Source organism: Streptomyces sp. NPDC014733 (assembly GCF_043083385.1).
Lineage (GTDB): Bacteria > Actinomycetota > Actinomycetes > Streptomycetales > Streptomycetaceae > Streptomyces.
In genome coordinates, this window is sequence record NZ_JBIBYO010000002.1 from 630,355 (window position 1) to 654,042 (window position 23,688).

The 23,688-nt window shown below is 75.1% G+C and carries 16 protein-coding genes; 9 read left to right on the plus strand and 7 right to left on the minus strand.

The genetic code is table 11. The features are described from left to right. Positions 1-17: 17 nt before the first annotated feature. Positions 18-1,433 (plus strand): MFS transporter, encoded by a 1,416-nt coding sequence (locus ACF1BH_RS07350; RefSeq protein WP_391641440.1) that lies wholly within the window; start codon positions 18-20, stop codon positions 1,431-1,433. A gap of 103 nt (positions 1,434-1,536) precedes the next feature. On the opposite strand, the gene ACF1BH_RS07355 is transcribed toward ACF1BH_RS07350, so the two are convergent. From ACF1BH_RS07355 to ACF1BH_RS07365, 3 genes are all read right to left on the minus strand, one after another. Then, positions 1,537-2,028 carry a hypothetical protein gene (locus ACF1BH_RS07355; RefSeq protein ID WP_391641441.1) on the minus strand — a complete coding sequence of 164 codons (492 nt, stop codon included), beginning with the start codon at positions 2,026-2,028 and terminating at the stop codon, positions 1,537-1,539. 27 nt (positions 2,029-2,055) lie between these two features. Continuing rightward, entirely contained in the window at positions 2,056-2,556 is a 501-nt protein-coding gene (locus tag ACF1BH_RS07360) for a hypothetical protein (RefSeq protein WP_391641442.1), read from the minus strand. 69 nt (positions 2,557-2,625) lie between these two features. Continuing rightward, complete coding sequence (locus ACF1BH_RS07365; RefSeq protein WP_391641443.1) at positions 2,626-4,293, minus strand: hypothetical protein; 1,668 nt, start codon at positions 4,291-4,293, stop codon at positions 2,626-2,628. A gap of 309 nt (positions 4,294-4,602) precedes the next feature. Here ACF1BH_RS07365 and ACF1BH_RS07370 point away from each other — a divergent pair, with 309 nt between their 5' ends. After that, positions 4,603-5,604, plus strand: a complete 1,002-nt coding sequence (locus ACF1BH_RS07370) for a TIGR03842 family LLM class F420-dependent oxidoreductase (RefSeq protein WP_391641444.1) — start codon at positions 4,603-4,605, stop codon at positions 5,602-5,604. Between the two features lie 191 nt (positions 5,605-5,795). Here the strand turns inward: ACF1BH_RS07370 and ACF1BH_RS07375 are convergent, their stop codons facing one another. The 3 genes from ACF1BH_RS07375 to ACF1BH_RS07385 all read right to left on the minus strand — a co-directional run bounded on the left by ACF1BH_RS07375 (position 5,796) and on the right by ACF1BH_RS07385 (position 9,110). Next, complete coding sequence (locus ACF1BH_RS07375; RefSeq protein ID WP_391641617.1) at positions 5,796-6,677, minus strand: hypothetical protein; 882 nt, start codon at positions 6,675-6,677, stop codon at positions 5,796-5,798. Then, positions 6,677-7,948: a VWA domain-containing protein gene (locus ACF1BH_RS07380; RefSeq protein WP_391641445.1), complete on the minus strand. Its 1,272-nt coding sequence runs from the start codon at positions 7,946-7,948 to the stop codon at positions 6,677-6,679. Before ACF1BH_RS07380 ends, ACF1BH_RS07375 begins: the two co-directional genes overlap by 1 nt. Positions 7,949-8,045: 97 nt before the next feature. Further along, positions 8,046-9,110, minus strand: a complete 1,065-nt coding sequence (locus ACF1BH_RS07385) for a biotin/lipoate A/B protein ligase family protein (protein WP_391641446.1) — start codon at positions 9,108-9,110, stop codon at positions 8,046-8,048. 234 nt (positions 9,111-9,344) lie between these two features. On the opposite strand from ACF1BH_RS07385, the gene ACF1BH_RS07390 reads away from it, so the two are divergent. From ACF1BH_RS07390 to ACF1BH_RS07400, 3 genes are read left to right on the plus strand one after another with little or no spacing between them, the layout of a single operon-like run. Next, positions 9,345-10,295, plus strand: coding sequence for a hypothetical protein (locus ACF1BH_RS07390; RefSeq protein ID WP_391641447.1), 951 nt, complete (start codon positions 9,345-9,347; stop codon positions 10,293-10,295). A gap of 19 nt (positions 10,296-10,314) precedes the next feature. Further along, positions 10,315-10,974, plus strand: coding sequence for a hypothetical protein (locus ACF1BH_RS07395; protein WP_391641448.1), 660 nt, complete (start codon positions 10,315-10,317; stop codon positions 10,972-10,974). Then, the gene (locus ACF1BH_RS07400; RefSeq protein ID WP_391641449.1) at positions 10,955-11,797 is read left to right on the plus strand and encodes an inositol monophosphatase family protein; all 843 of its coding nucleotides are present in this window, start codon (positions 10,955-10,957) and stop codon (positions 11,795-11,797) included. Before ACF1BH_RS07395 ends, ACF1BH_RS07400 begins: the two co-directional genes overlap by 20 nt. A 41-nt stretch (positions 11,798-11,838) precedes the next feature. On the opposite strand, the gene ACF1BH_RS07405 is transcribed toward ACF1BH_RS07400, so the two are convergent. Further along, on the minus strand, positions 11,839-12,960 hold the full coding sequence (locus ACF1BH_RS07405; protein WP_391641618.1) for an SLC13 family permease: 1,122 nt from the start codon (positions 12,958-12,960) through the stop codon (positions 11,839-11,841). A gap of 304 nt (positions 12,961-13,264) precedes the next feature. Here ACF1BH_RS07405 and ACF1BH_RS07410 point away from each other — a divergent pair, with 304 nt between their 5' ends. The 4 genes from ACF1BH_RS07410 (at position 13,265) to ACF1BH_RS07425 (ending at position 23,625) form a co-directional block, all read left to right on the plus strand. Continuing rightward, positions 13,265-19,078, plus strand: coding sequence for a TIR domain-containing protein (locus ACF1BH_RS07410; RefSeq protein WP_391641450.1), 5,814 nt, complete (start codon positions 13,265-13,267; stop codon positions 19,076-19,078). Between the two features lie 250 nt (positions 19,079-19,328). Then, a complete protein-coding gene (locus ACF1BH_RS07415) occupies positions 19,329-21,152 on the plus strand; it encodes a gamma-glutamyltransferase family protein (protein WP_391641451.1) in 1,824 nt (607 codons plus the stop codon). A gap of 110 nt (positions 21,153-21,262) precedes the next feature. Then, positions 21,263-22,162, plus strand: a complete 900-nt coding sequence (locus ACF1BH_RS07420; RefSeq protein ID WP_391641452.1) for an inositol monophosphatase family protein — start codon at positions 21,263-21,265, stop codon at positions 22,160-22,162. 50 nt (positions 22,163-22,212) lie between these two features. Next, positions 22,213-23,625, plus strand: a complete 1,413-nt coding sequence (locus ACF1BH_RS07425; protein WP_391641453.1) for a phytoene desaturase family protein — start codon at positions 22,213-22,215, stop codon at positions 23,623-23,625. Positions 23,626-23,688: the final 63 nt, after the last annotated feature.

The window sequence follows — 23,688 nt, forward strand, 5'->3', positions numbered from 1 at the left end:
ACCCCAGGAGTGACCTGATGACCACGCTGCCCGGCCCCTCCCGGGCCGCCCGCACCACCGGCCCGGCCCCGCAGACCCCCCGGGGCGGATCCCGTACGGTGCTCGGCGCCGCCCTGCTGGGCTTCTTCCTCATCTCGCTGGACGCACTGATCGTCACCGTCGCCCTGCCCGACATCGGCCGCAGCCTCGGCGGCGGCATGTCCGGCCTGCAGTGGGTGGTGGACGGCTACACGCTGACCTTCGCCGCCCTGATGCTCTCCGCGGGCGCCCTCGCCGACCGTGTCGGGGCCCGGCGGGCGTACGGCGGCGGCCTGGTGCTCTTCGGGCTGGCCTCGGCCGCGTGCGGACTGGCGTCCGGCCCCGGTGTGCTGGTGGCGGCCCGGCTGGTGCAGGGCGGTGCGGCGGCGGTGATGATGCCGGCGTCGCTGGCGCTGGTCCGGCAGGGCTTCCCCGACCGGGCGGAGCGGGCCCGGGCCGTCGCCGTCTGGACGGTGGGCGGCGCCCTCGCGGTGGCGGCCGGGCCGGTGCTCGGCGGGGTGCTCACCGCGTCCGTCGGCTGGCGGTGGATCTTCTTCGTCAACCTCCCGGCGGGCCTGCTGGCGCTCGCCCTCCTCACCCGCGTACCCGCCTCCCCGCGCACGCCCGCCCGCACGGACACGGCCGGGCAGCTGACGGCGGTCCTCGCGATGGGCGCCCTGACGTACGGCGTGATCGAGGGCGGCGACCAGGGCTTCGGACGGCCGCTCGTGGTGGCGTCGCTGCTGGTCGCGGTGGCCGCGGCCACCGCCTTCGGGGTCACCCAGGCCAAGGGCGCGCACCCGATGCTGCCGCCGGCGCTGTTCCGCTCGCGGACGGTGGTGGTCTCCCTGGCGGTCGGCTTCATGCTCAACGCGGCCTATTACGGCGGGGTGTTCGTCTTCAGCCTCTTCCTCCAGCAGGAACGCGGGCAGTCCGTGCTCCACGCGGGCCTGCTGTTCCTCCCGATGACGGCGCTGGTCGCGGTGGTGAACCTGGCCTCGGCGAAACTGGCCGCCCGGTTCGGCCCGCGGACGCCGATGGTGGCGGGGCAACTCGTCGGCGCGGCCGGACTGCTGGCCCTGCTGACCGTCGGCCCGCACACCGGGGTGTGGGTGGTGGCCGCGCTGATGGTGCCGGTCGGCCTCGGCGGGGCACTGACGGTCCCGGCCCTGACAGCGATGCTGCTCGACGCCGTTCCCGGCGACCGGGCGGGCACCGCCTCCGCCGTCCTCAACACCGCCCGCCAGACCGGCGGAGCGATCGCGGTGGCGGTCTTCGGGGCACTGCTGGCGGGCGCGGACACCTTCCTGACCGGCATGCGGTGGAGCATGCTGCTCGCGGCCGCCGGGCTGATCCCGGCGGCGGGCGCGACGCTGCTGCTGGGGCGCGGCGGGCACCGAGGCGGGAAGGCGTGAGCCGGGCGGATCCTCCCGTCAGCGGAAACGGTACGGAACGGGCCGCCGCCGATGCGGCCGGCGGCGGCCGAACCGGGGCCCGGTGGGTGCCGTCGCCGCTCGGCTAGCGCGCCGCGCCGCGGCGGGCGCCGTCGGGCCAGAGCACATGGACCGGCAGCCCCGCCGCACGGGCCTCGGCGACGGTGGTGGCCGTGCCGCCGCCCTGCGCGGGCGGCAGCCCGTCCCAGACCGCGACCAGGGCGTCCGCCTGCTTCAGCAGCGCGGAGTTGGCGGCCTCGAACGCCGCCAGGCTCGCCTCGGGGTAGGGCAGCACCGTCACCTCGGACGCCGCCGCCACCAGCCGGTCGAACCGCTCCCGTACGGCCGGGGCGGCGAGGGAACTCCGGTAGTCGTGGAACGGCAGGATCACCTCCAGGGCGCCCCCGGCGGCGAGCACCGCCTCCGCGAAGACCGAGTCGGCGCCGGGGGCCAGGCAGGAGAGCCCCGTCGGACCGTCCGCACCGGCGGTCAGTTCCGCCAGCAGCGCGGGCAGCGCGTCCCGCAGCAACTGCTCCGTCCCCTCGGCCAGATCCATGTGTCCGGTCACGGCGATCATCCGCACTCCGCCTCGCCTCTCCTGGCCTTACACCACAGTGGCCAGGAACCCTACAGCGTAGGCCGCGGCGAAGATCAGCGGCACCCACTGCTCCACGTAGGTCAGCGGCAGATACCGCCGCCAGTCGCGGCCCTCGCCCAGCGCGACCCACTCCGCGTCGGAGTACGCCAGCGCCGGGAGTCTCCGCTCCAGCGCACCGATCACCGCGAACTTGGCGGCGTTGAGCTGGCGGTAGGACCGCATGGTCATGAACCACGCCAGGCACTGCGTCAGCAGGATCACCAGCCCGGCCAGCCGCACCCACGCGGAGCCGTGGATGCCGCCGCCCGCCGCCGCGGCGGCGGTGACCGCGGTGTTGAGCGTCAGGAAGAAGGTGTTGGTGAGATTGCGCCGGGAACTGACCCGGTCGGCCATCTCGACACACAGCTTGTACTGCTCCAGCACCGCGCCCTGGTAGGTCTCCTCTCCACCGGTGTAGTCCGACGGGCCGATGTCGGCGTTCCAGAGGTTTTCATCGATGCCTGCCATGCAGTCATCGTGGCCGAACTTCCCTCCTGGAGGGGAGAGTTCGGCGCCAACCTCCGGCTGTCGGGACGCTCAGGAGCCGGTCCGTATCTCCGGGCCGGGCGGCGCCGCTCCGTCCGCCGCCGGGGCGCCGGCCAGCCCGTACAACCGGCCCGTCGGACCGAGATCGAGACGGACGGTGTCCGTGCCGGCCGCGCCCCGCCCGCGCACCTCGCGCAGCCGCGCGCGCAGCCACTCGTACGGGATGTCGAGCGCGAGCGGCCCCTCATCCGCGGTCTCCGGACCCTCCGGCAGCTCCTTCCCGGCGGCGCGGACGGCCCCGGCGACGGAGACCAGACGGCCGCGCGGATCGAGCGCCGGTGCGTTGGGCCCGGCGGGGGAGACGGCCCGGATCCTCGCGCCGGGCGTGAACTCGACGCGGAACAGGGTGCCTTCCGGGCCCGACGGGACGGTGTCCGTCGGGGCGTCCGCTTCCCCGCCCCGGCTTCCGGCCTCCCCGCCCCGGGCCGCCGCCGGCCGGTCCGCGTCACCGGCCGGTGTGCCCACGCCGCCTCCCTCCCGCTCCGCCGCCCGCAGCAGCTCCTCCAGGTCGGCAAGGGTCGGGCAACCGGTCGCGTCCCGCCGGTCGGCGGCCTCCTCCTCGGCGCGGACGCCGTCGAGGACGTGCCGGTAGGCGGGCAGCCACTGCGTCCTGACTGCCTCCTTGACCCGCTGCTTCCGCCTGCCGTCGAACACGGTCGGGTCGATCCGGGTGAAGTGCGGGGTCCAGCCGGGGCCGAAGTGGATGACCCCCCGCACCAGCGGGGCCCCGGCCTGCCCCGGACGGCGCGGCGGCGGGTAGTCCGGGAAGACGGGCGGCGGGCCGGGAGCCCCGGTACCGGCATCGGTGCCGGTACCGCCGGCGGGGGCGGTGGCGGTACCGGCGCCCGCAGCGGTCGCACCCTCCCCGCCGCCGGGCCGCGTCTCCTCCCCGCCGCTCAGGGCCCGCGCGAGGATCGCGTCGCCCCGGACCCGGAAGGCGGCGTACTCCTCCTCGTCCGAGTAGACCAGCAGCAGGACGTGGTGCGGGGCGCGACGCCGGATCAGCTGCTCCAACTCCCAGAGGGTGCCCTCGGCGACGCCGGTGCCCAGCACGACGGCCCGCGCGTCGTCGATGAGCGCGGTGACCACCGGCTGCCAGTCGTCCCACGGGAGGTAGAGGCGGGCGGCGCCGGGCTGCGGCAGCTGCTCCTCCGGCCGGCCGACGGCTATCACCCGGCCGAACGCCCGGAACATCCGGGCGAGATTCTCCTCCGTCGTCAGCTGCTCACCGCTGCGGTTGACGAACCGCGGCCAGGCGGCCGGGGGCGGCAGGGACGCGGCGGGCCGGTCCGCCGCGAACGGCCGCAGATACAGCACGTACGGCGCCCCGCGGGCCTCCTCCACCGTCCGCAGTACACGGGCACAGTGGCGCCGCCCGTGGCGCCGCAGCCAGGGCCCGGCCACCGTGGCGCCGGTGCTCGCGAGGAAGGCCACGGCGGCGATGAGCAGCCGCTGCCACCCGGGTGTGCCGAGCAGATCCTCGGGGAAACGCGCCCGGCCCACCTGGCTGACGGCCGCGATGAAGCCGAGCACGGCGACGACGTTCAGCGCCGAGCCGATCAGGCGCAGCAGCAGGCCCCACCACCGGTGCGGTCGGCGCAGTGGGGCGCCGAGCGGCGGAAAGGGCCGCTCGGACGGGGTTTCGGGGTTCCCGTTCATGAGGCCACTCACCCACACCCGCGCCGAACGCCGCAAGACCTGTGGACAACCCCCGCCGGAGGTCCAACCTCTGGGCAGGGAACGGTCCTTGGCGGTGGACGGCCCGTGCCTCCGGAGGTCCTCGGCCAGGTGGCCGCGGGTGGCGTCGTACGGGGTTCGAAACGCCCCGGTGTGGAAGGATTCCGGCACCGTCCGCGTCGGGCGGCCCCGGCGGACCCGCTCCGCACGGTGCCGTCGTGGCACGGCCGCCGGGCCCCGCCCGGCCGGTGCTCCCGGGCCCGCCCGTACGCCGAACAGAAGGAGCGCAGCGTGGACTTCGGAGTCGTTCTGCAGACCGATCCGCCCGCATCGTCCGTGGTGGAGCTGATGCGCCGGGCCGAGCGGAGGGGGTTCCGCTACGGCTGGACCTTCGACTCCGCCGTCCTGTGGCAGGAGCCGTTCGTCATCCACAGCCGCATCCTGGAACACACCGATCGGCTCGTCGTGGGCCCCATGGTCACCAACCCCTCGACCCGCACCCCGGAGGTCACCGCCTCCACCTTCGCCACCCTCAACGACATGTACGGCAACCGCACCGTCTGCGGCATCGGCCGCGGCGACTCCGCGATGCGGGTCGCGGGCCGGCCGCCCAACACCCTGGCCCGGCTGGCCGACGCGATCGGCGTGATCCGCGACCTCGCCGAGGGCCGCGAGGCCGACGTCGGCGGCCACCGGCTGCGCATCCCCTGGGTACGCGACGGCCGGCTGCCCGTCTGGATGGGCGCGTACGGCCCCAAGGCGCTGGCCATGGCCGGGCGGCTGGCCGACGGTTTCATCCTCCAGCTCGCCGACCCCTATCTCACCGAATGGATGGTCAAGGCGGTGCGCGACGCGGCGGCGGACGCGGGCCGCGACCCGGCCGAGGTGACGGTCTGTGTGGCCGCGCCCGCCTACGTCGGCGACGACCTCGCGCACGCCCGGGAGCAGTGCCGCTGGTTCGGCGGGATGGTCGGCAACCACGTCGCCGACCTCGTCGCCCGGTACGGCGCGCACTCCGGCGCCGTACCGGAGGAGCTGACCGCGTACATCGAGAAGCGCGCCGGATACGACTACTCCCACCACGGCCGGACCGGAAACCCCGACACCGCGTTCGTGCCGGACGCCGTCGTCGACCGCTTCTGCCTGCTCGGACCGGCCGAGGCCCACATCGAGAAGCTGCAACGGCTGCGGGAGCTGGGCGTCGACCAGTTCGCGCTCTACGCCATGCACGACGCGAAGGAAGAGGTCATCGACGCGTACGGGGAGCAGATCATTCCGGCGCTGACCGGCTGACCGGCTGACCGGCTGCGGCGCCGACCGGCTGCGGGGGCGCCCGGCTGCGGGGGCGCCCGGGCCTCGTGCGCACGCCCCCGCCGAGCCGCCGGGGCGCGCCGGCCTCCCGGAGCCCGCGGCGCCCCCGGACGCACCACGGGCCCGGCCGAGACGGCCGGGCCCGTGGCATGGGAGGCGCTACCTCCGCCGGATCAGACGCCCGGCGGCACCCGGGACGGGCGGCCGCGACCGGCGGTGAGCCGGTAGCCGGCGATGCCCGTCAGGGCCGCCGCGACCCCGCCCGCCGCCGTCCAGATCCAGCGGTCGGACCACCAGCCGGAGCTCCAGCCCCCGTCCGGTTCGGCGGCCGCAGATGCCGGGGCCGCGGAGGCCGTCGACGGGCTCGCCGAGGCGCCGTCCGCCCCGTCGTCACCGGTCTCTTCCCGCGCATCGGAGACCGTCGCCCCCGGGACGAGCGGCGCGGCCAGCGACCCGTCCACGGCATGGGCGCCGCCCGCGTCCTCGACGTCCGCGGTCATCTCGGCGCGCACCGGCAGCCCCAGGTCCTCCTGCGGCTGCTCGGTGGTGGTCAGCCGCAGGTAGTAGCGGCCCGGCAGCGGATCGTCGGACCACGGCTCCGCCCAGGCGCGGACGGTCCGCAGGGTGCAGGCCAGCTCCACCGACGTGGCGTCGGCCGCCACCGTCCGCGCCTGCATGCCGTAGCGGCACGCCTGACGCCGCCGCAGCCCGTCGTACACGTCCAGCCGCCAGGTGGCCTCGCCGTGCCGGGCCGACCCGGGCAGCTTCACCTTCGCCCGTACCGTCGCGTCCTGCCCCTGGTCGAGGGGGACGGCCCAGTACAGGTAGTCGCCGGTGGAGGCGTCGGCGGTCGCGTGCTGGCCGGGCAGCATCAGGGTGGCCGTACGGAACGACGTGCCCGCCTCGGTCGGCGCGGGCACTTCGCCGTCGGCCCCCGGGCTCGGGGAGCCGTCGGTGGCCGTGGGCGTCGGGTCGTCGGCGACGGCCGGTGCGGCCGCGGCGAACAGGGAGCCGGCGGCGAGCAGCGCCGCCGTCAGGGTGCGCAGGGTCCGCATCAGTTGGTCCTCCAGACGGAGATGCGCCAGCGGGAGATCCAGCCCCACACGAGGCCGCCCACCAGACCGGCCAGGGCGAGGGTGACCAGCAGCCACCAGCCGCGGCCCAGCCCGAAGGCGGCCGGGTCGGCGGCGGCACGCGGCGCGTCCACCAGGTCGACGGCCAGCTCGACGGGGAGCCCCGGCTCCCGCTTGACCGACGCCGGTGCGGAGAAGGAGTTGCTGACCTGGAGGCAGACGGTCTCGGCGGGCGGGGTCTCGCTGCCGTCCGGCGCGTCCTCGTCCGCCTTCGGGTAGCGCAGTCCGGTGGAGAGGACGTCGGTGCGGCCGTCGCCCGCCTCGGAGCCACGGACGATCTCCCGGCCGTGGACGGTCACCGCCCGCAGCAGCACGCCGTAGTCGTTGTCGACGGCCCGGTCGGCGCCGACGCTGACCGAGGCCCGCAGCTCCTGGCCGGGCCGGACGTCGACGCGGTACCAGCGGTGCTCGCCGAAGCGCTCCCGGTCGTTGTAGAGACCGGGCTTCAGCTCGGGCGCCTTCGCGCACTCCGCGGCGCCCTCGGTCGCCACCGGCGTCACCACCGGATCGGCCGCCCGGTCCACCAGCTGGTGCACCCGCTTGCGGAGCTGATCGGTGTGGTGGACGGAGGTGTACGTACCGCCGGTGGCCTCCGCGATGCAGCTGAGCTGCTTACGGGTCTTGGCGTCCGGCAGCAGGCCGAGCGTGTCGACGGTGAGGTGGATGCCCTTGGCGGCGATGTCGCGGGCCACCTCGCAGGGGTCGAGCGGCTGGCAGGTGTCCTCACCGTCGGTGATCAGGACGATCCGGGCCGAGTCGCCGCCCTTGAGGTCGTCGGCGGCGGCGAGCAGCGACGGGCCGATCGGCGTCCAGCCCGTGGGCGTCAGCGTGGCGACCGCGGTCTTCGCGTCGTTCCGGTCGAGCGGGCCGACCGGGTAGAGCAGCTTGGTGTCCTTGCAGCCGACCTGGCGGTTCTCGCCCGGGTAGTTGGCGCCGAGGGTGCGGATGCCCAGCTCGACATCGCCGGGCACCGCGTCCAGCACCTCGTTGAAGGCGGTCTTCGCCGCCGCCATCCGGGTCTGGCCGTCGAGGTCGCGGGCGCGCATGGAGCCGCTGACGTCGAGGACCAGCTCGACCCTGGGGGTGGGCTTCGCGTCCGGCTCACCGGCCGCGGCGGGTGTGGGGAGCAGGCCGACGGCCACCGTGGCGAGCAGGCCGCACACCCCGGCCGCCAGCCGCTTTCTTATGATCATCGACGGATCGTATGGAGGATTCGCCGCCAGAACAAAACGGCCCGTCAGATACCGGACGCGGGCCGCCGTACGCCGCCACGGCCGCCCCGGGCCGCCGCTACGGCACCCGCGCCGTCCACTCCTCGTGGGCGAACTTCGTCCGCACCAGCTCTTCGGCGCGCGCCAGCTCCGCGTCGGTGACCGCGCCACGGGTCAGACCGTACCGGTCGCGGAACGAGCCGATCATCCGCGCGATGACCTCCTCGCGCGGCAGCCCCGTCTGCCGCCGCAGCGGATCGACCCGCTTCTTGGCGCTCTTCGTCCCCTTGTCGGACAGCTTCTCCTTGCCGATGCGCAGCACGTCGAGCATCTTCGACGCGTCGATGTCGTACGACATGGTGACGTGGTGCAGCACGGCGCCGGGCCCGCCGTCCGGGCCGACCATCCGCTTCTGCGCGGCGCCGGCGACCTTGCCGACCTCGGTGGCGATGTCGTTGAGCGGCTGATACCACGCCCGGATGCCCATGTCGCCGAGGGCGCCGAGGACCCAGTCGTCGAGGTAGGCGTAGCTGTCCGCGAACGACAGGCCGGAGACCAGCGCCTCCGGGACGGCCAGGGAGTACGTGATGGTGCTCTGCGGCTCGGCGAACATCGCGCCGCCGCCGGAGATCCGGCGTACGACCGTGACGCCGTGGCGGGCGGTGCCCTCGGCGTCGACCTCGTTGCGCAGCGACTGGAAGCTGCCGATGATCACGGCGGGGGAGTCCCACTCCCAGACCCGCAGCGTCGGCGCCCGGCGGCCCGCCGCCACCTCCGCCGTGATGACCTCGTCGAGCGCCATGTGGAGGGCGGGCGGCTGCGGTTGGTCGTGGATGAGCTGCCAGTCGTAGTCGCCCCACTCGGTGGCCTGCGCCAGCGCCCGGCGGACGGCGATGGCGACGCCCTCGGCCGTCAGCCCGAACATCACCGTGTCCTTCGGCAGCGCCGCGGTGATCCGGGCGGCGAGCCCCGCCGCGTCCGTGGTGGCGGGGGCGCCCTCCAGCGCGTTGTCGATCGCGCCGATCGCCTCGTCCGGCTCCAGGAAGAAGTCCCCGGCGACCCGGACGTGCCGCAGCACGCCGCCCGCCACGTCCAGATCCACCACGACGAGCTTGCCGCCGGGAACCTTGTACTCGCCGTGCACCGTGCCGCCTCCGCGCCGCCATCGGCCGCACCGGCCGAGATCCGTCCTGTTTGCCCCACCGTAACCGAGACTGGTGACAGCCGGACCGGGCCGCCGCCGCGGCCCGGCGGCGCCGCCCGGCACCAGGTCACGGACGCGCGGCGGCAACTCCCCGGCCCCCGGGGGATCTTGGCAGCTCTGGCCAGAGCCGTCCCCCAGCTCCTACGATGCGGGGGAACGGGGAGGGGGAACGACGTGGTGCAGCGTGTGGGGCGGGTGGAGTTCGGCGTCGCCTGGGTGATCAGAAACCTCGATGTGCTGATCGCCGTGGGGCTCGGCCTGACCATCGGAATGATGGACGTCTTCGGCGACGTCATCAGCGACGACGTGTCATCCGGCGCGACGCTGCTGGTGCTCGGCACCCTCGCGGTCGGCTCGATGACGGAGCGGCTGCGCCGCAAGTCCGACATCGAGGAGGCGTCCGCGGACACCCGCCGCGCCCTGGAGGACCTCGCCATGGTCCGCTCCCTGTCGGGCGACGAGGTCGGCGAGGCCCTGGAGCGGGCCCGCGCCCAGACCAACCGCTGGTCCTTCAAGGGCGGCACCGGCACCTACCTGCGCGCCGTGACGCTGCCGCGCTGCGTGGCGACCGCCACCCGCCAGCGCGCCCAGCTCAGCATCAAGATCGACATCATCAACCCGGCCGACGAGCGCACCTGCGCCGCCTACGCCCGCTTCCGCCAGACCTTCGCCCGCCGCCGCAACGACGACACGGCGCACGCCTGGACCGTCGACCGCACCCGCAAGGAGGCGTACGCCACGGTCCTGGCCGCCTGCTGGTACCGCCAGCGGCTCGACACCCTGGAGATCAGCGTCCACCTCTCCTCCGGCGTCCCCACCCTCCGCTTCGATCTCTCCGAGTCCTGCCTGATCATCACGCAGGACGACCCCAACCGCGTCAACCTCCTCGTCCCCCGCGACCGGCCGCTCTACGACTACTACGTCACCGAGCTGCACCAGAGCCGCGAACAGGCCGTCCACCTCAGCCTGCGCGACGCCGCCCCGCTGAGCGACGAACCCACCGTCGACGAGGTCCGCGCGGTCTTCGACGACGTCGCGCTGCCGCTGCCCTCGGTCTTCGGCGACACCGACGTCGCGGAGATCATCGACAAGGCCCTGCACGCCGAGGACCCCTACCGGAGGTGAGACGCCTCGGGCGCGGCTCATGGACTACGACACGCTCGACCGACTGTTCCGGCCCGGCGCGCCGCGGGAGGCGCCGCGCGCCGGGATCGCCGACGTCCTGGAGGACATCGCCCGCGGCAGAAGGCGGCTCCGCGCAGTCCACCACCCGCTCGGCTTCCTCTGCCTGCCGCTGGTCCGCGACGGCGCCCACGGCGTCTGCGTCCACCTCTTCGGCACCGGCGCCCGCCCCGACCCCACCGCCGCCCCCATGCACGCCCACAGCTGGGAGCTGCGCAGCTACGTCCTCTACGGCCGGGTCGGCAACCTCCCGGTCACCGTGACGGACGCCGCGCACGCCCCCACCCACCGCATCTTCGAGGTCATCAGCGCCCCCTCCGGCGTCGACGAACTGCGCCCCACCCCCCGCCTGGTGCGCTGCGAGCCGGGCCCGGCCGCCGCCAGCGGCAGCGGGGAGACGTACAGCCTGCCGGCCGGTGAGTTCCACGCCACCGTCGTCACCCGCGACGAGCCCGCCGCCACGCTGGTGCTCGGCCGGTCGCTGCCCGGCCACACCGACCTCTCCCTGGGCCCCCTGCACGGCCGCGGCCACCGCACGGTGCGCCGGTTGTGCGGCGCGGAACACACCGAACGGACCGTCCGCACAGCACTCAGGAGGATCCATGCCGAGCAGCGCGAGTGACCGGGACACCGCACCGTACGCGCACGAGACGCGGGTGGCCGTCGCCGCCGCCGAGGAGGCCGGGGCCCTGCTGCGCGGCCGCTTCGGCGTGGCGCGGGCGGTGGGCGTCAAGGACGCCGAGGGCGATGTCGTCACCGACCTCGACCTGGCCGCCGAGAAGATCATCCTCGCCCGTCTCCAGACCCACTTCCCGCACGACCGGATCCTGTCCGAGGAGGCCGGTCTGCTCGACGCCGTCGGCCGCCGCACCTGGCTGGTGGACCCGCTCGACGGCAGCAACAACGTCGCGATCGGCCTGACCGCGTACGCCGTCGGCATCGGACTGTGCGTGGACGGTGCGCCCGTCGTCGGGGTGGTGCACGAACCGGTCACCGGCCACACCTGGCAGGCGGTCCGCGGCGGGGGCGCCGCCTGCGGCCCCGACCGGCTGCCCGGACCGTCCGGCGCGCTGCCGCGCAGCGGGCCGGTGGTGGCCTGGACCCAGGGCCATGCGGTGGGCCGGGCCGATCCGGTGGCCGCCGGGCTCCGCGGCCGGCTGGAGCGCCGCGCCCGGCGGGTGCTCCAGCTGTGGGCACCGCTGCTGGGCTGGTCCATGCTGGCGCGCGGCGCGATCGACGGTTTCGTCGGCTACCGCGCGGAGGGCATCGACTTCCCCGCCGGCGCGCTGCTGGCCGCCGAGACGGGCGTGGAGTTCCGCACCCTGAGCGGCGGCCCCTTCACCGTGGATGCCACGGGCCCGGACACCGACCGCTGCTTCGTCGCCGCCCGCGCGGACACCCTGGCGTACCTGCTCGACGTGGTCGGGGAGGCGCGGGCGGCCTGACGGGGGCGACGGCGGTCGCCGGCGCCCGGCGCCCGCCCGCCTCACCCCACGGCCAGCGCCGCCGTCGCCGCCAGCGTCGCCGTCAGGCCCAGGACGAAGCCGGTGCCCATGAAGCGCCGCAGCGGGATGGCGGTGCCCTGGCCGCGGCACCGTTCGAACCACAGCAGCGTCGCCAGCGACGCCCACGGGGTGACCAGGGGGCCGACGTTGGTGCCGATCAGCAACGCCAGCAGCTGGTGGTGGTTGCCGACCGGAACCGCCGCCTCGCCCGCCATGTAGACCGGCAGATTGTTGAGGACGTTGGACAGCCCCGCGCCGACGCCCGCCGAGCGGAGCATGCCGAGCAGACCGCCGTCCGGCCCGATCGCGGCGGTCAGCAGTGTGTGCAGCCCGTGCGCGTTGACCGTCTCGACGACCAGGAACATCCCCGGCACCAGCACCAGCAGCCGCCACGGCACCAGCGCCCACCGCAGCTCGGCCGGGCGCCGCAGGGCGAACGCCACGACCACGATCAGCATCGTCGTCAGCGACGCCGACCACAGCGGCACGTCCGCGACGAGGATCGCCACCAGGAACCCGGCACACGCCAGCGCACACACCCGGAACAGCACCGGATCGGCCGGCGCCGTCCGCTCGGGCGGTACGTACGCGTCCGCGCCCCGCCGCCCGCGCCGCCAGTAGAAGCCCCACAGGCACACCGTCGTCACGGCGATCGCGGCCAGCTGGGGCAGGCCCATCGTCGCCGCCATCTGTGTGGGGGAGAGGCCGACCCGGTCCGACGCCAGCAGGTTGGTGAGGTTCGACACCGGCAGCAGCAGGCTCGCGGTGTTCGCCAGCCAGACCGTGGTCATCGCCAGCGGCACCGGCGCGATGCCGACCCGGCCGGCCAGCGCCAGCATCACCGGCGTCAGCAGCACCGCCGTGGTGTCGAGGTTCAGCGCGATGGTGGTGACGGAGGCGAAGGCCACACACAGCCCGAAGAGCCGCGGATAGCTGCCCCGGCCGGTCCGTGCCACCCAGGTCGCCACCGCGTCGAAGACCTCGGCCCGGCCGGTCAGCTCGGCCATCACGATCACCGTGGCGAGGAACGCCAGCAGCGGCCCGATGCGCGCCATCGCCTCCCCGGCCGGCGCGGTCGGCAGCAGCCCCGTGGCCACACACATCAGACCGCAGGCGAGCAGCCCGGCGGCGAGCCAGTCCAGGGGATGCAGACGTTTGAGGAAGCGCACGCCCGACAGCGTCGCACACACGGCCGGACACGACGGGGGAGAGGGGGGGACCAAGGGCACCGGCGGAAGGCTCCGGCGCCCGCCGCCCCGCCCCGCGCGCCGGAGCCCGGCGCCGCCCGGACGGCGGCCCGCCGCGCGCCCGCCCACCGCGGCCCGATCCCGCCCACGGCCGTCCGTCCGCACGGATGATCCCGTCGAACCGCCTGCCCCGCCACCCCCGACCTCCTACGATGGGGCCATGGTGACAGACGGGGAACTGCTCGGCCGGACACGTGACTTGGACTTCTTCATCAGCTATTCGCCCGCCGACGAGCAATGGGCGTCCTGGATCGCGTGGACCCTGGAGGAGGCCGGGTACCGCACCGTGATCCAGGCGTGGGACTTCGTCGCCGGGACCAACTTCATCGACTTCATGGACCGCGGCGTCAGCGAATCCGTCGCCGTCATCGCCGTCCTCTCCGGCCACTACGGCCGCTCCACCTACGGCCGTATGGAGTGGCAGGCCGCACTCCGCGCCGAACCGGAGCAGCCCGAGCGCAAACTGCTCACCGTCCGCGTCGAGGACATCCCCATCGAGGGGCTGCTCGCCACCATCACCTACGTCGACCTCGTCGGCGTCACCGACCCCGCGACCGCCCGGAGCATGCTCCTCACCCGCGTCGGCCAGGCCGTCGAGGGCCACGCCCGCCCCGGCCACAGCCCCGGCTACCCCGGCTCCCTCTCCGCCACCGGCTCCTTCCAGCTGCCCGCCGCCGCGGGCGACGACCGGCAGCGCCCGCTCGGCCGCACCGGCTGGTCAGGACGCCGCCGCCCGGCCCGCGCCCCGCAGTACCCGCAGTCCCCCGGCCCGGCCCGCGAGCAGGGCGCGCTCACGGTCCTCCACCTCGCCGGCCCCGACTTCGGCCGCGGCCGCGAACCGGACGCGCTGCGCCGGGAGATCCGCGGTGACCTCGTCGAGCTGAAGGACGCCGGCGCGCCCTCGCCCGACCTCCTCGTCGTCACCGGCGACCTCACCGCCTCCGGCAGCCCCCGCGAATGCGACCAGGCCCTCAGCTTCCTCACCGGGCTGCGCTCCCAGCTCGACCTGCCGCCGCAGCGCGTCGTCGTCCTCCCCGGCAACCAGGACGTCAGCCAGGCCGCCTGCCGCGGCTACTTCCACACCTGCGAGGCGGACGAGATCCCGCCGCAGCCCCCGTACTGGCCCAAGTGGCGCCACTACACCCGCCTCTTCCGCGGCCTCTACGAGGGCCTGGACACCGTCTTCGACAGCGACCAGCCCTGGACCCTCTTCCCCGTCCCCGAGCTCCACACCGTCGTCGCCGGGTTCAACTCCTCCATCGCCTCCAGCCACCGCCCCGAGGACCAGTACGGCTTCCTCGGCCGCGACCAGGCCACCTGGTTCGCCGAGGCGCTGCGCGGCTACGAGGAGGAGGGCTGGCTGCGCATCGGGGCGCTCCGCCACCCGCTCACCGGCCGCCGCCGCCCCCAGGACGCCCCCGGCGGCCCCGGCATCCTCCGCGACGTCGACACCTTCACCCGGCTCGCCGCGCCCCGCCTCCACTTCGTCCTGCACGGCCCCAGCGGCGGCCCCCGCACCACCGGCGGCGAACCCTCCCACGACCACCTCCCGCTCCAGAACGGCGCGCTGCCGCTGTACGGTTCGGCCGCCCCCGCCGGGTTCGAGCTGCTGCACGTCACCGCCGACGGCGTCACCCGCTGGACCGGCGAGGGCGGCACCGAACCGACCGTCTTCCCGGTCAGCTGGCAGGGCGCCCGCCGGCTCTTCGCCCCGGCCGGTGAACCCGCCGGTCCGCCGACCGCCGAGCCGCCCGCCGACCACCGCGCCGTCACCGAGCCCGCCGACTCCCTCGCCGAACGCGTCAAGGAGGTCTGCCGCGCCCGCCAGGAAGGCGTCCGCCTGCGCGACGTCCCCCGCGCCACCGCCGACGACCTCACCCAGATCATGGTCACCTGGAGCGACGAGGGCGTCATCCGCCAGCAGCGCATCGCCGTCCACCCCGGCACCCCCACCGACGCCGAACTCGACCGCTTCCTCGCCCAGGCGCACGCCACCGACACCGGCTCCGACGCCGAACTGGTCCACGATGGCCCGCCGCCCGAGCCGTCGCTGCGCGAACGCGCCGGGCGCCGCGGCATCCGCGTCCGCAGCTTCCTCGAATTCCAGGGCCTGCTGGACCTGCGCTCCTACGTCACCGCCCAGACCGCCCGGCTCGGCAACGACGACCGCTACGCCCCCGATCTCTACCTCCCGCAGCGCTACCGCGACGCCGAACGCCCCGACGCCGACGAGCGCGACCACCTTGTCGAGGAGATGCTCCGGCTGCTGGAGACCGACCACGGCCGCTTCCTGCTGCTCCTCGGCGACTTCGGGCACGGCAAGACCTTCGCCCTGCGCGAGCTGGCCCGCCGCATCCCCGAACGCCTGCCGCACCTCACCCCGATCCTCATCCCGCTGCACACCCTCGACCGCGCCCACAGCCTCGAAGGGCTCGTCGCCGCCCACCTCGCCGGCCACGACGTCGACACCATCGACCTGCGCGCCCTGCGCTACATGCTCGGCCAGGGCCGCGTCGTCCTCCTCTTCGACGGCTTCGACGAACTCGTCAACCGCGTCAGCTACGACCGCGCCGCCGACCACCTCCAGGTCCTCCTCAACGCCGCCGTCGACAACGCCAAGATCGTGGTCAGCAGCCGCACCCAGCACTTCAAGTCCCAGGACCAGGTCCTCACCGCGCTCGGTGAGCGCGTCGGGCTCCTCTCCCAGCGCCGCATCCTCGCCGTCGAGGGCTTCGTCCCCGAGCAGATCCGCGCCTACCTCGTCAACCGCTACGGCGACGAGGAGACCGCCGCCCGCCGCTTCGAACTCCTCGGCAACATCCCCGACCTGCTCGCCCTGTGCGCCAACCCCCGGCTGCTGAGCTTCGTCGCCGACCTCGACCCGGACCAGCTGCACGCCGTCGCGGGCGCCGGCCGCGCCCTGAGCCCCGCCCGCCTCTACGAGGACGTCTTCACTGCCTGGCTCGCCCACGAGGAGCGCCGCGGCCAGGGCGGTCCCGGCGCCGCGCCCGGCCTCACCCTCGACCATCTCTGGGCCGCGGTCACCGCCCTCGCCCGCCGCCTGTGGGAGACCGGCCGCAGCGCCCTCCACCTCGACGAGCTGACCGACACCGTCGCCACCGCCCTCTCGGGGCTCGCCGGGACCACCCTCACCACCCAGGAGAGCGCCCAGGCGATCGGCGCCGGATCCCTGCTGATCCGCACCGACGACGGCCAGTTCCAGTTCATCCACGGCTCCGTCGTCGAATGGCTCATCGCCCGCGAGGCCGCCGACCGCCTCGCCGACGGCGACAGCGCCCTGCTCGCCGCCCGCCCGCTGAGCGCCCTGGCCGTCGAGTTCTTCTGCGACCTCGCCGACCACGACCTGTCCACCGCCTGGGTCCGCACCGTCCTCAACGCCCCCGGGCCCGGCGTCAGCGACGCGGCGCGCGCCAACGCCGTCCGCGTCATCGACCGGCTCCGCGTCCCGGCCGGCGCCGATCTGCGCGCCGCCCGCCTCTCCGGCGAGGACCTGTCGGGACGCGACTTCTCCGGCGTCGACCTCACCGGCGCCGACCTCACCGACACCCGTCTCATCGGCGCCAACCTCTCCGGCGCCGTGCTGCGCGACGCCCGCCTCAACGGCGCCCGCCTCGACCACGCCGACCTCTCCGGCGCCGACGTCACCGGCGCCGATCTGCGCGGCGCCCGGCTGACCCGCGCCGATCTGCGCGGCGCCGTCCTGACCCGCAGCCGCTGGCACCGCGCGGCCCTCGTCGACCCGCTCATCGACCCGCAGGTCCGCGCCGCCCCCGAACTGCGCACCGCCTCCGTCGCCCCCGGTATGCCCGTCGAGGTCGGCTTCCGCCCCGCCGCCGTCGGCGTCCCGTACGGCTTCGACATGCGCACCAGCCGGCTGCCCGAACCTCTCTCGTACAGCCCCGAGGGCGAACTCCTCGCGGTGGGCAGCGAGGACGGCGGGGTGCTGGTCTGCGCCGCCGACACCGGGCGCGCACTGCGCACCCTGCACGGCCACGAAGGCCGGGTGTACGCGGTGAAGTTCCGCTCCCGGGTCCTGGCGACCGGCGGCGCCGACGGCACCGTCCGCCTGTGGGACCCGGTCTCCGGGCGCCAGCTGCACCGGCTGGACATCCACCCGGGCGGCGTCTGGCCGGTCTCCCTCGACGACGCCGGCACCCTCCTCGCCACCGGTGACGCGGACGGTCTGGTCACCCTCTGGGACACCGCCACCGGCGAGCCGCTCCAGCAGCTGCCCGGCCACGCCGCACCCGTCTACACCGCGGTCTTCAGCGCCGACGCCCGCACTCTCGTCACCGGCGACGCCGCCGCCAACCTCCGCATCTGGGACACCCGTACGGGAGAGTGCACCGGCACCCTCGACGGCCATGAACACGCGGTGTTCCGGGCCCGGTTCAGCCCCGACGGCACGCTGCTGGCCACCGGCGACCACGGCGCCGGTGGCCAGGGCACGGTCCGCGTCTGGGACCTCGCCGAGCGCCGGTTGCTGCACACCTTCACCGGCCACACCGGCCGGGTCTACACCCTCGACTTCCACCCCGAGGGGAACCTCCTGGTCAGCGGGGACACCGACGGCCAGGTCCGGCTGTGGGACCCGGTCGTCGGCGCGCCCGCGGGCGCCCTGGAGCGGTGCACCGGCGCGGTCTACCAGGTGATGTTCGGCAACGGCGGACGGCTTCTGGCGGCCTGTGACAGCGACGGCACCGTCCGGCTGTGGCGGGTCGCGCTCAGCGGCGGCCACCGCGCCATCAGCCTGCTGCGGCAGCAGCCCGTCGAGCACCGCGGCTCCGCCTGGGCCTGCCGGTTCCGCCCGCAGGGCAGCCAGCTGGTGACCGTCGGCAACGACGGCGGGGCGCAGATCTGGGACGCCGACACCGGCCAGGGCCAGCGGATCCTGCGCGGCCACGGCCGCCGGGTCAACACCGTCGCCTTCAGTGCCGACGGCTCCCGCCTCGCCACCAGCGGCAACGACGGCATAGTCCGCCTGTGGGACGCCCGCACCGGCCGCCGCACCGCCGAACTCACCGGCCGCGGCGACCGGTTGATCTCCGGCGTCTTCAGCCCCGCCGGTCCGATCCTGGGCACCGCCAGCAACGACGGCGACGTCTACCTCTGGAACGCCATGACCGGCGAGTATCTCCGCGAGATCGATGTGGAGACCGACCACACCTGGGCCGAGGCGTTCAGCGCCGACGGCACCCTGCTCGCCACCGCCAACGACGACGACTCCGTGCGCCTGTGGTGGCGCGCCACCGGCGCCCACATCGCCACCCTCGCCGACCACCGGGGCCGGGTGCGGTCCATCGCCTTCCGCGGTGACGGCGCGGCGCTCGCCACCGGCTGCGACGACGGACGGGTCCGCCTCTGGGAGCAGGACAGCGGCCGGATGACCGCCGAACTCGACGGCCATGCCGACCGGGTCTACGCCGTCACCTTCGGCTCCGACGGCGACTGGCTGGCCAGCGCCTCCTGGGACGGCACCGCCCTCATCTGGCGCGACGGCGTCCCCCGCCACGTCCTGACCGGTCACCACGGCCGTCTCTGGGCGGCCGCCGCCCACCCCCGGCTGCCGCTGCTCGCCACCGCCGGTGACGACCGCGTCATCTGCCTCTGGGACGCCCGCACCGGCACCCGTGTCGCCCGCCTCACCGGCCACACCGGGCGCATCTTCTCCCTCGCCTTCAGCCCCGACGGCACCCGCCTGGCCAGCGGCGGCGAGGACGGCACGGTCCGCCTGTGGAACGTCCCCGCGCCGGACGGCCCGCCCACCCCGCACGCCACGCTCCTCGGCGTCTCCGGCGGCTGGGCGGCGCTGACCCCCGAGGGCGGCTACAAGTACGAGGGCGAGGTCACCGGCGAGTTCTGGCACGTCGTCGGCATGGCCCGCTTCACCCCGGGCGAGCTGGACGCGTACCTGCCGGGCGTCCACCGGCTGCCGCTCGACGCGGAGTTGTGAGGGGCGGGGCCGGGGCGTTCCGCGTCCCGGCCCCGCGACCGGGTCCGGGCGCGTGAGCCCGGGCCGCGCCGTCCTGTACCCGGGCGCAAGGTGATCACCGCCGGGCCCGGCAGGGGCGCACAGAGCTGTCCGGCACGCCCCCCATTGCGTCCGGCGCGCCCCGTACGGTCTGCTGGCCGAGTCGATCATCCGCCGGGGCGGTGTGTCCGTCCGGCCCGGCGGCCCTCCGCGTCCCCCGAGGAGTCCGCCCGTGTTCACCACCCGCCCCACCCTCCAAGGCACCTTCGGGATGGCCGCCACCACCCACTGGCTGGCGTCGCAGTCCGCCATGGCGGTGCTGGAGGACGGCGGCAACGCCTTCGACGCGGCGGTCGCCGCCGGGTTCGTCCTGCACGTCGTCGAACCGCATCTCAACGGCCCGGCCGGTGAGGTGCCGATCCTCCTCGCCCCGGCGGGCGGCCCCGTGCAGGTCCTGTGCGGCCAGGGGCCCGCGCCCGCCGGGGCGAGCATCGCCCACTACACCGGCCTCGGCCTCGACCTGGTACCCGGCACCGGCCCCCTCGCCGCCGCCGTGCCCGGCGCCTTCGACGCCTGGATGCTGCTCCTGCGCGACCACGGCACCAAACGCCTCACCGACGTCCTGCGGTACGCCATCGGGTACGCCGAACACGGCCACCCCGCCGTCGAGCGGATCGGCGAGACCGTCGCCACCGTCCGCGAACTGTTCACCACCGAGTGGACCACCTCCGCCGCGCTGTATCTGCCCGACGGCCGCCCCGTCGCGCCGGGCGCGCTGCTCCGCAACCGCCCGCTGGCCGCGACCTGGCGGCGGCTGACCGCCGAGGCGGAGGCCGCCGGGCCCGGCCGTGAGACGCAGATCGACGCGGCCCGCCGTATCTGGCGCGAGGGCTTCATCGCCGACGCCCTCGCCGACTTCGCCGCCCGCCCCGCCATGGACACCTCCGGCGAACGCCACGCGGGGACCCTCACCGGCGACGACCTCGCCGCCTACGCCGCCACCTACGAGGCGCCGGTCACCCACGACTGGAACGGCTGGACCGTCGCCAAGGCCGGCCCCTGGTCGCAGGGCCCCGCCTTCCTTCAGCAACTCGCCCTGCTGCCCGACGCGCTGCCGCCCTACGGGAGCGCCGCGTACGTCCACACCCTGATCGAGGGCTGCAAACTCGCGATGGCCGACCGCGAGGCGTGGTACGGCGACGCCGCCGAGGTCCCCGTCGCCACGCTCCTGGGCGACACCTACAACGCCGCCCGCCGCTCCCTGATCACCGACACCGCCAGCCATGAGCTGCGGCCCGGCAGCCCCGCCGGCCGCGCCCCGCGCCTCGCCCGCCATGCCCTCGCCGCCGCCGCGGGGACCGCCGGGGCCGGCTGGTCCCCGGGCGCCGGCGAACCGACCGTCGGCACCGGTCTGCCCGCCGCCGACCCGGTGACCGGCCCGGACGGCGCCACCCGGGGCGACACCTGCCACCTCGACATCGCCGACCGCTGGGGCAACCTCGTCTCCGCCACCCCCTCCGGCGGCTGGCTCCAGTCCAACCCGGCCGTCCCCGGTCTCGGCTTCCCGCTCGGCACCCGCCTCCAGATGACCTGGCTGGAGGAGGGGCTGCCGGGCAGTCTCACCCCGGGGCGCCGCCCCCGCACCACGCTGACGCCGTCGATGGCGCTCCGCGACGGCATACCCGTCATGGCGTTCGGCACCCCGGGCGGCGATCAGCAGGACCAGTGGCAGGTCCACTTCTTCCTCGCCGTGGCGCTGCGCGAACAGGTCCGCTCCGGCCTCGACCTCCAGGGCGCCATCGACGCCCCGAACTGGCACAACGACTCCTTCCCCGGCTCCTTCCACCCGCGCACCATGAGGCCCGGCGCGGTCACCGTCGAGTCCCGTATCGGCCCGGACGTCATCGACGGACTGCGCCGCCGCGGCCACCACGTCACCGTCGGCGGCCCCTGGTCGGAGGGGCGGCTCTGCGCCGTGGCCCGCGATCCGGAGACCGGGGTGCTCTCGGCCGCCGCGAACCCGCGCGGAATGCAGGGATACGCGGTCGGACGCTGAGCAACCCGCAGGTCACGGGCGGTTCCCGGCACCCGCCCGTGGCCTGCGGGGCACCCGGAATTCACCTCGGGTCCGGCTGTTGTGTCAGTGGGGCGTGGTTCGATGGACACATGATCGAAGCAGTCGATAATCGCAATCCGGGAGATATCGCACACCACACCGCCGCCCCGGCCATCCGGCCGCAGGCCGCCGTCCCGACGCCCGAGGAAGCCGCCGCCGTCGAGGACGCGATACGCCGTGCCGCGGCCGAGGAGATCCTGCCGCGCTTCCGCCAGCTCGCCGCCGAGGACGTCGTGGAGAAGAACGGCCCGCACGACCTCGTCACCATCGCCGACCGCCGCGCCGAGGAGCAGCTCACCGCCGCCCTCGCCGCGCTGCTGCCCGGTTCCGTGGTGGTCGGCGAGGAAGCCGTCCACGCCGACCCGTCCGTCCTCGACGCGCTGAGCGGCGACGCCCCCGTCTGGATCGTGGACCCGGTCGACGGCACCCGCCAGTTCGTCCACGGCGACCCCGGCTTCGCCACCCTCGTCGCCCTCGCCCACCACGGCGAGGTGCTCGCCTCCTGGACGTACGCGCCGGCCCTCGGCCTGATGGCGGTCGCCCGCCATGGCCACGGCGCCACGCTGAACGGCGCGCCGCTCGTCCCACACCCGGCCGTGCCCGGTGCCGCCCTCGAAGTCGCGATTTCCCACTACGACTTCACCACCGACGACCAGAAGCGGGTCCTCGGCGCCCTCGACGCCGAGGGTGTCGCCCCGCGCCCCTGCGGCTCGGCCGGCCTGGAGTATCTGCGCATCGCCCGTGGTGAGATAGCGGCGACCGCCTTCAGCTGGGAGAACGCCTGGGACCACGCCGCCGGACTGCTCCTCGTCCAGGAGACGGGCGGCACCGACGCCACCGTCGCCGGGGTGCCGTTCGCGCTCGCCGGGGGCAACGCCCTGCCCTTCACCGCGGCACGGGACGCCGAGGTGGCCCGGCGTATCCTCGGACTGCTGGCAGCCGCCAACTGACCCCCGCGGCGGCGGGGGCCGCACACGAGGGAGTGGCACAGGTGCCGAGAATGCTCGATGCCGTGGTGATCGGCGCGGGGCCCAACGGCCTGACGGCAGCGGTCGAACTGGCCCGCCGCGGGCTGGCCGTGGAGGTCTTCGAGGCGCGCGGCACCATCGGCGGCGGCGCCCGCACCGAGGAGCTGACCCTCCCCGGCTTCCACCACGACCCCTGCTCCGCCGCGCACCCCTTCGGCATCGGCTCCCCGGCGTTCGGCGCGATGCCGCTCGCCCGCCACGGCCTCGAATGGCTCCACGCCGACCTGCCGATGGCGCACCCCTTCCCGGACGGCACGGCCGCGGTGCTCGCCCGCTCCGTCGCCGAGACCGCCCGCTCCTTCGGCGCCCACGACGCCGGTACGTACCGCAGGCTCGTCGCCCCGTTCGTCGGCAAGTGGGACACGATGGCGCAGGACTTCCTGCGCACCCAGTGGCTGGGGCTGCCGCAGGACCCGGTGACGTACGCCCGCTTCGGGCTGACCGCGATGCAGCCGGTCACGCTGCTGGAGCGCCGATTCCGCGACGAGAAGGCCCGCGGTCTGCTCGCCGGACTCGCGGCCCACGCCATGGCCCCGCTCGGCGGCTTCGGCACCAGCGGCCTGGCCATGATGTTCGCGCTCGCCGGTCACGAGCGCGGCTGGCCGGTGGCGCGCGGCGGCTCCCAGGCGATCTCCGACGCGCTCGCCGGACTGCTGGGTGAGCACGGCGGCACCGTCCACACCGACTTCGAGGTCAAGCGGCTCGACGATCTGCCCCCGGCCCGCGCCTACGTCTTCGACACCTCGCCCACCGCGCTCGCCCGTATCGCCGGTCTGGGCAACGCCTACCGCGGCGTCAGGTACGGCCCCAGCGTCTTCAAGATCGACTACGCGCTCTCCGGCCCGGTGCCCTGGACCGCCGAGGCGGCCCGCCGCGCCGGGACCGTCCATATCGGCCCCACCAGCGGCGAGATCGGTGCCGCTCTCGACGCCGCCTCCCGGGGCGCGGACCCCACCGTCCCGTTCCTGATCACCACTCAGCCCAGCATCGTCGACCCCGGCCGCGCCCCCGAGGGCAAGCACACCTTCTGGGCGTACGGGCACGTTCCCAACGGCTGGGAGGGGGACGCGACCGAGGTCGTCGAGCGGCAGATCGAGCGGTTCGCCCCCGGTTTCCGCGATCTGGTGCTGGCCCGCGCCGTCGCCGGACCGCCGCAACTCGCCGCCCGCAACGCCAACTACGTCGGCGGTGACACCGCCACCGGTTCGGCCGCGGGGCTGCGTCTGCTGATCCGCCCCAAGCTCGCCCGCGTCCCGTACGCCACCGCGCACCCCGCCGTCTTCCTCTGCTCCCAGGCGACCCCGCCCGGCCCGGGCGTCCACGGCATGTCCGGCCACCACGCCGCCCGCTTCGTCTGGCGCCATCTGCGCGGCGACGCCCGCTGAACGACGCCTGAGCGCCACGGGGTCCGCCCGCGTGCCACACCGGTGCCGCCCCGCCCCGGGAGA

Coding starts and splice junctions, on each gene's coding strand:
- ACF1BH_RS07350 (WP_391641440.1), top strand. CDS start 18: ATGACCACGCTGCCCGGCCCCTCCCGGGCCGCCCGCACCACCGGCCCG.
- ACF1BH_RS07380 (WP_391641445.1), bottom strand. CDS start 7,948: ATGATCATAAGAAAGCGGCTGGCGGCCGGGGTGTGCGGCCTGCTCGCC.
- ACF1BH_RS07405 (WP_391641618.1), bottom strand. CDS start 12,960: ATGTGTGTGGCCACGGGGCTGCTGCCGACCGCGCCGGCCGGGGAGGCG.
- ACF1BH_RS07410 (WP_391641450.1), top strand. CDS start 13,265: ATGGTGACAGACGGGGAACTGCTCGGCCGGACACGTGACTTGGACTTC.
- ACF1BH_RS07365 (WP_391641443.1), bottom strand. CDS start 4,293: ATGAACGGGAACCCCGAAACCCCGTCCGAGCGGCCCTTTCCGCCGCTC.
- ACF1BH_RS07395 (WP_391641448.1), top strand. CDS start 10,315: ATGGACTACGACACGCTCGACCGACTGTTCCGGCCCGGCGCGCCGCGG.
- ACF1BH_RS07375 (WP_391641617.1), bottom strand. CDS start 6,677: ATGCGGACCCTGCGCACCCTGACGGCGGCGCTGCTCGCCGCCGGCTCC.
- ACF1BH_RS07400 (WP_391641449.1), top strand. CDS start 10,955: ATGCCGAGCAGCGCGAGTGACCGGGACACCGCACCGTACGCGCACGAG.
- ACF1BH_RS07425 (WP_391641453.1), top strand. CDS start 22,213: ATGCTCGATGCCGTGGTGATCGGCGCGGGGCCCAACGGCCTGACGGCA.
- ACF1BH_RS07420 (WP_391641452.1), top strand. CDS start 21,263: ATGATCGAAGCAGTCGATAATCGCAATCCGGGAGATATCGCACACCAC.
- ACF1BH_RS07355 (WP_391641441.1), bottom strand. CDS start 2,028: ATGATCGCCGTGACCGGACACATGGATCTGGCCGAGGGGACGGAGCAG.
- ACF1BH_RS07360 (WP_391641442.1), bottom strand. CDS start 2,556: ATGGCAGGCATCGATGAAAACCTCTGGAACGCCGACATCGGCCCGTCG.